Source organism: Actinocrinis sp. (assembly GCF_035650855.1).
In the GTDB taxonomy this organism is placed as follows: Bacteria; Actinomycetota; Actinomycetes; order Streptomycetales; family Catenulisporaceae; genus Actinocrinis.
The window spans coordinates 1-12,218 of record NZ_DASRGV010000173.1 but is presented as its reverse complement, the minus strand read 5'-3'; the positions used below and the strand labels follow the sequence as shown (position 1 = coordinate 12,218).

General features: G+C 68.4%; 16 protein-coding genes and 1 pseudogene. 8 read left to right on the top strand and 9 right to left on the bottom strand.

The features are described 5' to 3' along the window. Positions 1-494: 494 nt before the first annotated feature. Positions 495-1,124, top strand: coding sequence for an alpha-ketoglutarate-dependent dioxygenase AlkB family protein (locus VFB40_RS13220; RefSeq protein WP_324850425.1), 630 nt, complete (start codon positions 495-497; stop codon positions 1,122-1,124). A gap of 66 nt (positions 1,125-1,190) precedes the next feature. Here VFB40_RS13220 and VFB40_RS13215 read toward each other — a convergent pair whose 3' ends face one another. The 5 genes from VFB40_RS13215 to VFB40_RS13195 form a co-directional block, all read right to left on the bottom strand. Beyond that, positions 1,191-1,652: a hypothetical protein gene (locus VFB40_RS13215; RefSeq protein WP_324850423.1), complete on the bottom strand. Its 462-nt coding sequence runs from the start codon at positions 1,650-1,652 to the stop codon at positions 1,191-1,193. 20 nt (positions 1,653-1,672) lie between these two features. Further along, entirely contained in the window at positions 1,673-2,128 is a 456-nt protein-coding gene (locus VFB40_RS13210) for a hypothetical protein (protein WP_324850421.1), read from the bottom strand. Positions 2,129-2,142: 14 nt separating this feature from the next. Beyond that, positions 2,143-3,126 carry a Hint domain-containing protein gene (locus VFB40_RS13205; RefSeq protein ID WP_324850419.1) on the bottom strand — a complete coding sequence of 328 codons (984 nt, stop codon included), beginning with the start codon at positions 3,124-3,126 and terminating at the stop codon, positions 2,143-2,145. Positions 3,127-3,224: 98 nt separating this feature from the next. Further along, complete coding sequence (locus tag VFB40_RS13200) at positions 3,225-3,449, bottom strand: hypothetical protein (RefSeq protein ID WP_324850417.1); 225 nt, start codon at positions 3,447-3,449, stop codon at positions 3,225-3,227. A 210-nt stretch (positions 3,450-3,659) separates the two neighbouring features. Continuing rightward, positions 3,660-4,205 (bottom strand): hypothetical protein, encoded by a 546-nt coding sequence (locus VFB40_RS13195; RefSeq protein ID WP_324850415.1) that lies wholly within the window; start codon positions 4,203-4,205, stop codon positions 3,660-3,662. 408 nt (positions 4,206-4,613) lie between these two features. Between VFB40_RS13195 and VFB40_RS13190 the strand changes: the two genes are divergently transcribed. Further along, entirely contained in the window at positions 4,614-5,354 is a 741-nt protein-coding gene (locus VFB40_RS13190) for a hypothetical protein (RefSeq protein WP_324850414.1), read from the top strand. Positions 5,355-5,395: 41 nt separating this feature from the next. Next, positions 5,396-6,238: a hypothetical protein gene (locus VFB40_RS13185; protein WP_324850412.1), complete on the top strand. Its 843-nt coding sequence runs from the start codon at positions 5,396-5,398 to the stop codon at positions 6,236-6,238. A gap of 34 nt (positions 6,239-6,272) precedes the next feature. Here the strand turns inward: VFB40_RS13185 and VFB40_RS13180 are convergent, their stop codons facing one another. Beyond that, entirely contained in the window at positions 6,273-6,581 is a 309-nt protein-coding gene (locus VFB40_RS13180; protein ID WP_324850410.1) for a hypothetical protein, read from the bottom strand. A 125-nt stretch (positions 6,582-6,706) separates the two neighbouring features. On the opposite strand from VFB40_RS13180, the gene VFB40_RS13175 reads away from it, so the two are divergent. Further along, a complete protein-coding gene (locus tag VFB40_RS13175) occupies positions 6,707-7,300 on the top strand; it encodes a DUF1707 SHOCT-like domain-containing protein (protein WP_324850408.1) in 594 nt (197 codons plus the stop codon). Between the two features lie 30 nt (positions 7,301-7,330). Here the strand turns inward: VFB40_RS13175 and VFB40_RS13170 are convergent, their stop codons facing one another. After that, positions 7,331-8,056: an SDR family oxidoreductase gene (locus VFB40_RS13170; protein WP_324850406.1), complete on the bottom strand. Its 726-nt coding sequence runs from the start codon at positions 8,054-8,056 to the stop codon at positions 7,331-7,333. A gap of 95 nt (positions 8,057-8,151) precedes the next feature. Here VFB40_RS13170 and VFB40_RS13165 point away from each other — a divergent pair, with 95 nt between their 5' ends. The 4 genes and pseudogenes from VFB40_RS13165 to VFB40_RS13150 all read left to right on the top strand — a co-directional run bounded on the left by VFB40_RS13165 (position 8,152) and on the right by VFB40_RS13150 (position 10,844). Beyond that, complete coding sequence (locus tag VFB40_RS13165; protein WP_324850404.1) at positions 8,152-8,721, top strand: TetR family transcriptional regulator; 570 nt, start codon at positions 8,152-8,154, stop codon at positions 8,719-8,721. A gap of 275 nt (positions 8,722-8,996) precedes the next feature. Continuing rightward, positions 8,997-9,635, top strand: a complete 639-nt coding sequence (locus VFB40_RS13160; RefSeq protein ID WP_324850402.1) for a hypothetical protein — start codon at positions 8,997-8,999, stop codon at positions 9,633-9,635. 46 nt (positions 9,636-9,681) lie between these two features. Next, positions 9,682-10,209 (top strand): annotated as a pseudogene (locus tag VFB40_RS13155) (DUF3626 domain-containing protein); the annotation flags it as partial. A 233-nt stretch (positions 10,210-10,442) separates the two neighbouring features. Beyond that, positions 10,443-10,844: a hypothetical protein gene (locus VFB40_RS13150; RefSeq protein WP_324850398.1), complete on the top strand. Its 402-nt coding sequence runs from the start codon at positions 10,443-10,445 to the stop codon at positions 10,842-10,844. Positions 10,845-10,945: 101 nt separating this feature from the next. Here the strand turns inward: VFB40_RS13150 and VFB40_RS13145 are convergent, their stop codons facing one another. After that, entirely contained in the window at positions 10,946-11,596 is a 651-nt protein-coding gene (locus VFB40_RS13145) for a response regulator (RefSeq protein ID WP_324850396.1), read from the bottom strand. Continuing rightward, positions 11,584-12,218, bottom strand: a 635-nt coding sequence (locus VFB40_RS13140) for a sensor histidine kinase (RefSeq protein WP_324850394.1), incomplete at its 5' end; no start/stop codon positions are given. The genes VFB40_RS13140 and VFB40_RS13145, both read right to left, overlap by 13 nt.

Genomic DNA, 12,218 nt, shown 5'->3' with positions numbered 1-12,218 from the left:
GGACGGGCATGCGCGGGCTCCCTTCGTGACGTGTGACGTGGCGCACGTTACTGCCGGGTAACGGGGCGTGGAAGGGCGTGGCAGGCAACTGACTGGGACGGATGACCAACATTGCGCAAAGCCCCGTCAGGCTGCCATGATCGACCCGCAGAGCCCTTACATGCTGCGCCTTGACGCCGCTCCCCCGGCGCGCTGCCATCGGCGCCTCGCGCAGGCTCCACTCGACCCTCGACCCTCGAACCTAGACCCTCGAACCCCCGCACCGGCGCACCGGCGCACCGGCGCGATCCGGTCCCCTCCCGCGCGAACCCACACCCCGGCGATCGGCCTCTCGAACCCCAGCGCGCCCGCCGCCCACTGTTGTGGCCGCGGTCCGCCGTGTGCCGCCCGCAGTCCCGCACGCCCCGCAGACGCCGCCCGTTATGCACCCCGAGCCACCGGAATCGACCGGCAACTCTTAGCACATTCATTCGATCAGGTGTTACTGTCAAAACATGGAAGGAGCGCTGCAGGGCTCGTTGCTGGACGTCGCGGACGAAGTCGCCGTCGGTCCGCTGGACGCGTCGATGCGCCGTGTCGAGCTGGGCGCGGGCGCCTGGCTGGATGTGCGGCCGCACTGGATCGCCGGCGCGGACGACCTGTTCGCACGCCTGGTCGACCGGCTGCCGTGGCAGGCGGAGCGGCGGCGCATGTACGACCGAGTCCTCGACGTGCCCCGCCTGCTGTGCGGATACCGCGAGGGCGAAGCCTTGCCCGACCCGATACTGGCCCTGGCCCGCGAGCAGTTGAGCGCGCACTACGCGGCCGAACTGCGCGAGCCGTTCACCAGCGTCGGGCTGTGCCTCTACCGGGACGGCCGCGACAGCGTCGCCTGGCACGGCGACAGGTTCGGGCGCGGCGCGCACCAGGACACCATGGTCGCGATCCTCTCGCTCGGCGCGCCGCGCACGTTCGCGCTGCGCCCTCGCGGCGGCGGCCCGGTCCGGCGGTACGAGGTCGGCCACGGCGACCTGCTCGTGATGGGCGGCAGCTGCCAGCGCACCTGGGACCACGCGATCCCGAAGACCGCGCGCCCGGTCGGCCCGCGCATCAGCGCCCAGTTCCGCCCCCGCAACGTCGGCTGACCACCCGGCGGAGCCTGCTCGGCACCACGGTGGTCCCTCCGGACGGCATTCCCGGCGGGACCAATGTCAGCTCACGCAGTCGGTCGCGATCTGGTCGAAGGAGCCGGTCACGATCCAAACCTCGTATTCCTCGCTCGTGACACCGCACACTGTGCGGCTCTCGACGTCCATGGCGACGAATTCCGGGTTCCCGTGAACGGGCGCCAGCTGGCCGGCCAGATCCGACCGGGGATTGAGTTTGACCAGCGCCCAGGGGGCTGTCGCGGCACCGACGCCCGCGACGCCGATGAGAAACTCGCCCTTCTCGCCGAACAATCCGGCCTGTGCCGACAGCTCTCTCCACGTGGATTCAACGTCGCAGAGATACCCGCCGCCATCGTCGAAACGCACCGTTGCGGCCGGCACCGCGTCGCCGCCGATCACCAGCTTCCACGCAGCCATGGGTGCGATTCGCGCGCCGTCCCACGCCGGGTCGATGACGGACAGGCCGGCCCGCTCAAGCAACCTCTTGCGGGAGCCTATATCCACCCTCAGACCTCATCCGAAGTTCAGCCGTAATAGCCCGGCGCGGCAACGAGGACGGAATCGAAATAACGGCCGTCCTCGTCGTCGTCATCTTCGGGAAGTACTGGACGCCACAGGGACATGAGCAATTCGGGAGCGACAACGAGAAGCCCCTCGTCTTCGATGCTGAGAGTCGTCATTCCCGACAGTCGCTCAATTACCTCTTGCGCCGGCGTGTTGAATACGTCGAGGTCGCGATAAACGACCTGGACATCGACGGTCGGGCGGTAGATCTCGATCGCCTCGACGACACCGGAGCGACCCGGCCCGGCGGAGATCGACATTCCGGACTCGTAATGACCGAATCCTGGTTGCCGTGCCTCGCCGGGTGCCGGCTCGAGGTGGCCCGGGATCTCTCGAAGCGCTCGCGTCACGTCGTCGGGCCGCATGCCGATCTGCACTGGGCCAGCACTGACGGGCGGATTCAGCTCCAGCCTCATGTTTCCACTTCCGGCTACCACAGGGTCATCTGAACGCTGACGTTGCCAGGCACGGTCCGCAGATCCTGATATGCCTGATTGTCGCCGAGCGAGCCTATCATGTCTGCGATTCGGTTGTTGTATTTGCCGGGGAAACGCGACAACACGTCATTGATGTCGTTCATCATCGCCTCGTCGATCCGGCCGGATTGAACGAGCCCTCGCTGCATCTCAAGCCATGCTCGCGACTCGGTCCTGGAACCCGTCGAATAGAGCATTCGATGGTCCGCGGCATCCATCCGGATCGCTGGTCCGCTGTATTTCGAGATCGGCGTGGAAGCGTTTTGCGGCATGTGGTTGATCTCGCTGCCCGGGCCCGCGGGCTGTATCTGCCCGTACTTTCCGCCGTCAACGGTGTCGCAGTTGTGGACGAGGACCGCGGTGTTTCCGGCGACGACGTAGTAGGTGTGCAGGCCGTCGATGGTCAGGTCGTAGGTGGTGGTGTCGGCGTGGTAGAGGTGGACGGCGTCGAGCAGCGCGTAGCCGGTGGGGGTCTGCAGCAGATCGCCCGGGCGCAGGTTCTGCGCTTGGGTCCACTGGTTGGTGGTCGCGTCGTAGAACGCGTGGTGGTAGGTCGTGGTCAGGCTGGCGGTGGGGGCCGCTTCGCTGTGCGGACCGGCGGGGTGGTGCTGCGCGGCTGCGCCGGCGGCGGGTGCGAGCAGCAGTGCCGCGGCGAGCGCGGCGCCTGCGATCTTGGTGCGGGCGGGGGCGCTGAGGCCGTTTGCGGCCTGGGCGCCCGGCGCGTTCGCCGCTGAGGCCTCCGCGTCCGCGTTCGTGCCCGCGCCTACTGAGGCTGTGGTTCGCAGCGGGGTGAGGGTGAGGGCGGCGAAGTCGTGGTCGGTGGTGGTGACGATGACCTTGTCGACGGTGTGGGTTTCGCTCGTGCCGTCGGGCGCCGCGTTGGTGATCTTGTCGCCGGCCTTGACCTGGTCGATCGGCTTGGCCGTGCCGTCGGCCATCAGGACCGGGGTGTCGCCGGTGAAGCTGTGCGGCGCCGGGCAGCCGGGCTCGGCGGGGTCGCCGGGGGCCGGGTCGGAGGCGCCCGCGTCGGGCTCCGTCAGCGACGCCGGCCGCCTGACCGGGTCGCCGCCGCCGAAACCTCGCCACCCTCGCCCGCAGCGCTGCCCGAAGCCTGCCGCGGCATCCCCACCGCGTCGGCGAACAGCGACTTCACAAACGCCGCCACGCCGGAGAACCGCACCGTCGCCTGCGGCAGAGCGGCCGCGTCCGCGGACCCCATCGCCGTCACGCCGCTGAGCGTGAAGAACACCGCGATCGCCACGAGCCGGACCGCACGCCGCGAAAACAGCGCACGCCGACGAGAGCGCGAGAAACCCATGAACCCCGCCCGCCCCTTCAACCCCACACCTGTCACAGCAGGAGGTTGAGTCTAGAAGGAGCCGCCGAGCATTGAAAAGCCCTGAAAAGCTGACGTGGCATCAGCCTGCCACAACGCACAGAGGCGGCCGCACCTGTCGTGGCCGCGCGGTGCCTAGGAGACGACGCCTGAGCGAAAATCGCCCGCGACCGCTTCCTGCAGCACGCTCTGCACCCGCGACGCGACGCTCGACACACCAGCCTGAGGCAGCACTGCGATGTTCGCCGCCGGGCTACCGCCCCCGACCAGCACGAACCGCTTCGCCGCATGCTGCGCGGCAACGGCCTGAACAGTCGCCACCTCGGTCGCGCCCACCGCCAGGATCACGTCGCAGCGCTGTTCGACGAGGCTGTTGGCCAAAGGCGTGGCCACACCGACCGTGTCCGCCTCACCCGTAGGCACGGACAAGTAGTTGACCTGCGCATTCGTCGCCGAGGAAGCGCCCTGCATACCCGACCACACCGCCCGCGCCTGCGGATCAGCCAGGCCCGCTGGCCCGGTCAACAGGCACGCGGTGAACGCGATGTACTGCCGAGTATGCGCCGGCGGATCATAGACCGGCTTGCCCGCCGGCCACACCAACCAGGCGATGCCGCCAGCCAACGCCGCGACGAGCACCCCCGCAGCCAACGACCACCACCGCCGCGCCACCCGCGACATCGCCCACATCCCCTCGAAGCGACAGCAACCGCTGAGCATACTGCAGAGCCGCTGACGCTACGCCTCGGACCGCCGCGCTGACCCACACGTGCTATTGCCGCTCGCCTTCTCCCCCACGTGGGTTGTCAGACGAATTCTGACGACGTCCGGGCACTGTGACCGCTGTGCGCGCTTTGGAGTTGAGTCCCTGGCCGCTTGGTTTTTAAGCCGTGGAGTCTGACGGGACATTTGGTTTGAAGAGAGCTAGTTGGGCCTGTTATCTAGCATCAGCATAACCAAGTGCTGACCGTCCGGTGGCCATCCATGCCCGGCTAGGCAACTACCATCGGCTCGTGATCGTGGCGAGACGCTCATGCACGGGGATGCTGCCTCGGCCCGCAGCGCACCGACGACGGCTAAGGTTGCGCGGTGTTCGATGTCCAGGAGCGCCAGCGTGTCCGAGAGCGGCTACTGAGGGCCGCGAAGGAAGACCCGAGCATCTCGGCGGCCGCGATCACCGGCTCCGAGGCGCTCGACGCCGCCGATCGCTGGTCCGACATCGATCTCGCGTTCTCGGTTCGCAGTCAGCTGGACGACGCTCTGCAGCGCTGGACCACGCGGCTCTACCAGGACTTCGCCGCAGTGCACCACTGGGACCTGCCCTCAGGCTCGACAATCTACCGAGTGTTCCTCCTTCCTGGCTGGCTTGAAGTCGATCTCGCTTTCGCTCCCGAGGCCGAGTTCGGTCCGCGCGGTCCGGCATGGCGCACTGTCTTCGGCCACGCCGAGCAGCCCGCTTACAGCCACCCGCCCGATCGTGAGCACCTGGCCGGCCTTGCCTGGCACCACGCATTGCACGCCCGCACGCGCATCGAACGGCAGCGGTGGTGGCAGGCCGAGTACTGGATCAGCGCACTGCGCGACCAGATCATCGCACTGGCCTGCCTGCGCCTCGGCCATCCCACGGCCTACGCGAAAGGCGCCCATCTGCTCCCGCTGGAGCTAACGAAGCCGCTGGAAGCGACACTCGTGCGGTCGCTGGGCGAAGCTGAACTACGGCGCGCGCTCAACGCCGCCGTGCTCTCGATGTCAGCAGAGCTCGACTGTACGGACCCGCTTCTCGCCGCGCGGCTGAACCCAATGCTGACCGCACTGACCACCACGCCCTGAGCCCCAGTCATGCGACCGCACAAACATCGGGAGGGTCCCGCATGCCGACGTTGACGACATCACTGGCCGAGATCGCCGGCAGTCGCGATCCCCGAGGCATGCTCGATTCGCTCGGGCAGGTGTTCGCAGCCTTCGAAGACCAGGACTCCGGATGCCGCTCCTACGGGATCGCAGACCGTGAGAAGCGCTGGTTCGTCAAGCTTGCGCCCGACGCCGCGACCGCCGCGACGCTGCGCTCCGCCTGGCGACTGCACACCGCGGTCGCGCACCCGGTGATCTTGGCTCCGGTCGCCTTCACCGACCTGGGCGAGCGCGCCGGGATCGTCTATCCGTGGGCCGCCGGCTCGGTGCTCTACCATCCGACCAACTCACACCGGCCGGACCGCAGCGACCCGTCCAGCCCCATCCACGCCTTCCGGGCACAGCCGGTGCCCACCGTCGCGCGGGTCATCGACGAGATCTTCGATGCGCACGTGGCCGTCGCGGCCACGGGCTTCGTAGCCGTCGACTTCTACGACGGCTGCATGCTCTACGACCCGCCTACCGCCACCATCCGCCTGATCGACCTCGACCACTACCGGCCCGGCCCCTACACCGTCGGAACGCAGCCGGTGCCGGGCTCAACCCGCTACCTGGCACCCGAGGAACGCTCCCCCGGCGCGACCGTCGACGAGCGCACGACGGTCTACACCCTGGCCCGCGCAGCCCTCATCCTCCTGGACGAGGGCGACAAGGAATCCGCCTTCCGCGGCACGCCGGCTCAGCATCAGGTCCTGGCGCGAGCCACGAGCGCGGATCCTGCCGACCGCCACGCGAGCGTCACGCAGTTCGTGGCAGCATGGCGCGCGGCACAGCGCGCAGTCCGCGCGGACTGCGCGGACTGACCCGGCACGAGCGACGTGGCGGCACGAACAGGTCTTAGCTCGTGGGTGCCGTAAAAGGCTCTTCCGGATCAGCTGTGCAGGCGAAGCCGACTGCTGCGAACCCCGCGACGGCATCCGCGTAGCGGTCACGCGCCACCATCCCGGCCACCAGCACGCCGTCGTCAGGCATGAACGTCATTTCTGCCCACTCGCAGGAAACCTCGTACTCATACCAGGACGCCTTGCGCACGGCCCAACCAGCGCGGCCGAACTCCCCCGCCAGCGTCTCCGGCGTTACGCCCGGCACTCTGGCGTAGAAGTTGTTCGACTCAGGCCACTCGACGGCCTCGGTTGCGCTGGACATGGGCCAAGTCTCTCGCGGCGACATGCCACGCGTCGCAGTGCCCTGGGCATCTGGGCATCTGGGCATCGGCGTGCTCTGAACGCACGCGCGGTGTATGCGGCCCCGCGTACGGATACAGTCCCACCATGAGCGAAGGCGAGCGGGGGCCGGAACCGACGGCCTCGACGAGCGGGGTGGAGCCTCGTGCCGGGGATGCCGAGCGGGAGCAGGCCGCTGAGAAGCTTCGCGTCGCCGCCGGCGAGGGCCGCATCGACCTGGACGAGCTGGATGAGCGGCTCGAGCGGGCATACCGCGCGAAGACGTACCGCGAGCTCGACGCCTTGTTGGCCGACTTGCCCGACAAACGGCCGACCGTAGCGCTCGCCTCCCCCGGCGCGGAAACTATGCTGCTCAAGACGCACGGGAGCAATGTCAAGCAGAACGGCCGGTGGACGGTTCCGCGCAGGATCGTCGCCGAGTGCGGCGTACCGAACATGGTGATCGACTTCACCGAGGCGACCTGCGCTCACCGGGATGTCGTGGTCGAGGCGACGGTCGGACTGGGAAACATCAAGCTGATCGTGCCGCGGGGCTGGACGGTGCGGATCGACGGATCGAGCACCAACACCTCTCGCATCAGCAACAAGGCCGACGCGCCGACGGATCCGTCCGCTCCGACGATCACGCTCGTAGGTCACCCGAGATCCGGCCACATACGGATCCGGCAACCGCGCCGATAGTCGATAGTGCGGCGTCCTGGCGCACTGCGGTCAGCTTCCGGTCAGAATCAGGCCGCCATCGACGGTGAGCACGGTGCCTGTCACGAACTGGTTCTCCATCAGGTAGACGTGTGCGGCGGCGATCTGCTCCGGCTGACCGATCGCACCTGTGAGAGCGCGCCGCGCGAAGTTGTCGAACACCGCTGCGCGCTGGGGCTCGGGGATGCCGTTCCACAGCGGGGTCCGGACGGCGCCGGAGCGAACGGCGTTGACGCGGATGGGGGCGAGGTCGACGGCCAGTCCGCGGGTGAGGCCCTCGGTGGCCGCGGCTCCGGCGGAAGCGAGTGCGGCGCCCGGGACTGGGCGCACGCCGATGGTGCCCGAGGTGAGGGTGATGGAGCCACCGGGGCGGATGCGCGGTGCGGCGTGCTTGGCTACGGCGACGGCTCCCCAGAACCGCACGTCGAAAGTGTGGCGAGCCTGCTCGATCGGGAGCTCTTTGAGAGTGCGGCGATCCGCCTGGTCGCCGGCGGTGAAAACGACGTGGTCGAGCTCGCCGACGCGGGCGAACAGGTCGGCGACAGCCGCCTCGTCGCGCACATCGAGTGCGGCGCCGTCGCACGAGTCCGGGAGTTCGGCGAGCGCGGCGTCGATGCGCTCCTTGCTGCTGGAGGCGATGGTGACAACGGCACCGGCTTCCGCGGCGGCCTGGGCCGTGGCCAGTCCCATGCCGGAACTGCCGCCGATGACGACGATGCGCTGACCGGTGAGTGCCATTGGTGCTACTCCTCGATACGCCGAGCTGATGACTCATTGGGACATCACCGTAGCACCTGATGTCCCAATGAGTCATCACTGCTAGAATCCCGGCTATGCCGCGTTGGGAGCAGGGAGCGGAGGACCGGCTGCGAGAGGCCGCGCTGGCGCTGTTCCTGGAGCACGGGTACGACAATGTCACCGTCGCGCAGATCACCGAGCGCGCCGGGCTAACGCGTCGCACGTTCTCCCGCTACTTCGCCGACAAGCGCGACGTGCTCTTCGCCGGCTCGGATCAGCTTCCGCCCGCGCTCGCCGACGCCGTGCTGAAGGCCGACCCCGGGCTCACGCCGTTCGAAGCCCTCCTCGGCGCGATCGAGCAAGTCGGCGACGTGGTGGCTGCTCGCGTCGCTCCGCACGCCGCACAGCGACAGGCGGTCATCGACAGCAGCACCGAACTGCAGGAGCGCGGTCGCACGAAATTCGCCGCCGTCGCCGACGCCCTGGACGCGGCTCTTCGGCAGCGCGGCGCTCCCCCGCCGACGGCAGGCCTGCTGGCGAACGTCGGCGTCGCCATCTTCCGGACCGCGTTCGGACGCTGGGTCGATGAGCCGGACGCCGCCGCCTACTCGACCCGGGTGCGCGAGGCAGCCGACGAACTCGCGCAGGCGCTCGGCCGTCGCTGAAGAGCTGGATAGACGTCTCGAACCCGCGACCTGACGATGCGTGAGGGCGAGCGGGTGCGGTGACGGGCACCGGGAACTTCGCTGCCGCGGCAGACGTTGCCCGGCACATGGCGTCTGACGATCCGCGACAGCGTTTGAAGAGGCCTGAACGAGCCGAAGCGAACGTCGATCCGTCCGCCACGCCCACCGAGACCGGTCTTCCCGCTATTCGCCAGGGCGAGGCCGTTTCCGCTGGTGACGCAGTAGTAGGCGCGGTCACGCGGACCCGGCCGATCGTGGTCGTCACGGCCATCGCCTTGAAGCGGCGCGCCCGCGAAGCACTCGCGGACCGACTCGGCCCCGGCCATATCGTCGTCGACATCCGCGAGGCCGGGCCGGACGCCGACATCGTCCTGGTCCCGCCCTCCAGCCCGACTCTCATCGGACTTATGCGCGGGATGTTCCCCAAGGCCCGACTGCTCGCCACCGAATTCACCGACGACGCCTACGGGGCCAACTTCCGCGGCCCTATCAGCCGCATCCTCGAAAGCGACATCGACGGGTACTTCATCGCGCCGACCATGGAGGACCTGGCACAGGTCACTAGGGACGTCGGCCATTCCGCAGTCGCCGCACTGACCGCCGGCACCGCGGACAGCCAGCCGCATCCAGCCGACTTACTCCAGGCCAACCGGCGCGCCCTGGAGGGCGGAGCCGGCACGCAGATGCGGGATGGAGTCGTGATCGACCTGGAGGCATGGGCACTGGATCTGCAGGGCGACGCGGACATGCTCGCCGAACTCGCGTGGCCGTTGATCCTTCAGCTCAAGCGCCAAGGACTCGACGTCACCGTCGTCGGCGATCCGCCCGACGCCTGGAACGCCCGGGCACGTCAGCTCGGGGTGCAGGTGCGTCAGGCCGACCGCACCCGCTAGCGACGAGACTCACGCAAGAAACCCGTTCCGCAGCCCTGCCGAGACGCCAATGAGTGCCGCGCCCCGCTTCGGATCAGCGCACCTCGTGCTGTCCGCGGAGGCGCACGCCCGTACCACGTTTTGCTATCCGGACAGCAACGAGGAACCGACGAACTTCGGTGTCGCCGAGCGCATGGAACTTGTCTCCTTGGCGCTGGCCGCCGACGTCGACGCTCTCGACGACCATATCGAGGCCCAGATCCACGGCCCGGTGCGGCTGGATAGGGATGTGGAGGCCCTAGTTCTGGACCCGAGCTATCGCGGCGCCAGGGTCGAGGAGCTCGCCGAAAGGCTGCCGTGCAAGGTCCTCTGGCACGACGGGTTCCAGCTTTCCACGGACGAGTTGGCCCGCCACGCCGACTACCGCGGCCCGCAGTTCGTGACACTGGGCCGGCGGATCGCGGTCGACGGACTGCTCAATCCGCGGATCATCGGCGAGGCGGTGCAAAGCCGTAGCCACGATCCCCAGGATCTCAAACGCGTGTGGCACTACGTGGCTCGATTCGGGGCGCCGCGCGAGGCAAATGCCGACCCCGTCGCCGGGGCTGCGGCCGGGGAGGGCGGTTCACCACATAGCTCCGGCGAGACTGGGCACCGGCGCGATGCTGGGTCGCGATGGCTCAGCGAAGCTAGTCACGAAAACTTCCGGCTGTTTTTCCGGTGAAATTGCATGGGCTTCGACCTGTCGGGGGCGGATGCTTACAACTGCCGACAGTATGCGGACCCACAATGGAGCTTGGAGTCAGAACTATGCGTCCCCGTGTTGCAATGAAAATCACAGCAGCGGCCGCGGCTGCATCCATGCTGGTGCTCGTCGCGCCGGTCACCGCTATGGCAACGGGGGCGGGTTGTTATGGCGGCCCTCCCGGGGAACCCCGTGGCGAAGAATGCACCACCGTAGTGGGAAGTGGGCTCGAGATCACTTCCATCTCGGGCCAGTACAAGGATGCCGATCAAACATATACCCTCTATATTGATTTCTACGGCCCGAACGGGCACATCACCAATACGGGGAACATCACCGTCTCTGCCGGACACAGCACGAGCGTCTACACGTGGCACAACCCGCATCCGACTGCCCTCATGACGCCCGGTTATTACTGCACCGAAGCGATCATCGCCAACACCGGCGCGGCAATTTGGAGCGACTGCATCGAAGTGCACAGCTGATTGAGCCAGTGCCACCTTGAAGATGCTCTTCAGGGTGCTGGTGTGACAAATCCGACAGCCGTGCTCGTACTCAGCCGTAGATCGTGATCGCGGATGGGGAGTCAGGCCCGGGACGCTCCTAGGAACCGCAGCACGGCCAGGACGCGGCGGTGGTCCGCGTCGACCACGGGCAGGTCGAGCTTGGCGAAGATGTTGTTGATGTGCTTCGCCACGGCGCTCTCGCTGACTACCAGCGCCTGCGAGATGCCGGCGTTGGAGCGCCCCTCGGCCATCAGGCCGAGCACCTCCCGTTCGCGCGGGGTCAGCCGCGCGAACGGGTCCCTGTCGCGCCGCAGCAGCAGCTGGGCGACGACCTGCGGGTCCAGAGCCGTGCCCCCGTCCGCCACCCGCCGCACCGCCGCCACGAAGTCGGCGACATCGGCAACCCGCTGCTTGAGCAGGTAGCCCACACCGCTGGTGTTCGCAGACAGCAGGTCGGCCGCGTACCGCTCCTCCACGTACTGCGAAAGCAGCACCACCGCCGTCCCCGGCCAGCGCCGGCGGATCTCCATCGCCGCCCGCACCCCCTCGTCCGTGAAGCCCGGCGGCATCCGGACGTCGATCAAGGCGAGTTCGGGCCGGTGCTCGGCCACCGCCGCCAACAGCGCCTCCGCATCGCCGGCTTCCGCGGCGACCTGGAACCCGCCCAGCTCCAGTGCCTTGATCAGGCCGACCCGCAACAACACCGAATCCTCGGCGATCACCGCGCGCACGGCAGCTCCGCGGTGATAGTGGTGGGCCCGCCGACGGGGCTGCTGACGTGGAAGGCCCCGTCGAGGGAGCCGACCCGCTTGGCCAGCCCGGTCAGCCCCGTGCCTGCGGCGGCGTCGGCGCCGCCCAGCCCGTCGTCGGTAACGCGCACTCGCAGCACCTCGCCGACCTGACGGACAATCACCTCTACACGCATCGCGTTGGCGTGCTTCGTTGCATTGGTCAGCGCCTCAGAGATCACGAAGTACGCGACCGACTCCACGTTGGGCGCCACCCGCTCCTCCAGATCGACCCGCAGCCGCACCGGCAGGGGCGTGCGGGCAGCCAGCCCGGACAACGCCGCGTCCAGACCCCGGTCTTCGAGCACGGCCGGGTGCAGCCCCCGCACCAGGTCGTTGAGTTCGGCGATCGCCTCCTTCGCCTCCAGGTGCGCTATCGCGATCACCTCGCGGGCATCACCCGACAGGTCCGGGCGGGTGGCCATGGCCAGCCCCAGGTTGAGCGCGAGAGAGACCAACCGCTGCTGGGTGCCGTCGTGCAGGTCGCGCTCGATCCGGCGGCGCTCCGCGTCGACGGCCTCGATCAAGTCGGTCCGGCTCACGGCCAGCTGATCGACCCGTTCCT

Coding starts and splice junctions, on each gene's coding strand:
- VFB40_RS13185 (WP_324850412.1), top strand. CDS start 5,396: ATGCCGACGTTGACGACATCACTGGCCGAGATCGCCGGCAGTCGCGAT.
- VFB40_RS13220 (WP_324850425.1), top strand. CDS start 495: ATGGAAGGAGCGCTGCAGGGCTCGTTGCTGGACGTCGCGGACGAAGTC.
- VFB40_RS13150 (WP_324850398.1), top strand. CDS start 10,443: ATGAAAATCACAGCAGCGGCCGCGGCTGCATCCATGCTGGTGCTCGTC.
- VFB40_RS13205 (WP_324850419.1), bottom strand. CDS start 3,126: ATGGCCGACGGCACGGCCAAGCCGATCGACCAGGTCAAGGCCGGCGAC.
- VFB40_RS13165 (WP_324850404.1), top strand. CDS start 8,152: ATGCCGCGTTGGGAGCAGGGAGCGGAGGACCGGCTGCGAGAGGCCGCG.
- VFB40_RS13210 (WP_324850421.1), bottom strand. CDS start 2,128: ATGAGGCTGGAGCTGAATCCGCCCGTCAGTGCTGGCCCAGTGCAGATC.
- VFB40_RS13175 (WP_324850408.1), top strand. CDS start 6,707: ATGAGCGAAGGCGAGCGGGGGCCGGAACCGACGGCCTCGACGAGCGGG.
- VFB40_RS13180 (WP_324850410.1), bottom strand. CDS start 6,581: ATGTCCAGCGCAACCGAGGCCGTCGAGTGGCCTGAGTCGAACAACTTC.
- VFB40_RS13170 (WP_324850406.1), bottom strand. CDS start 8,056: ATGGCACTCACCGGTCAGCGCATCGTCGTCATCGGCGGCAGTTCCGGC.
- VFB40_RS13195 (WP_324850415.1), bottom strand. CDS start 4,205: ATGTCGCGGGTGGCGCGGCGGTGGTGGTCGTTGGCTGCGGGGGTGCTC.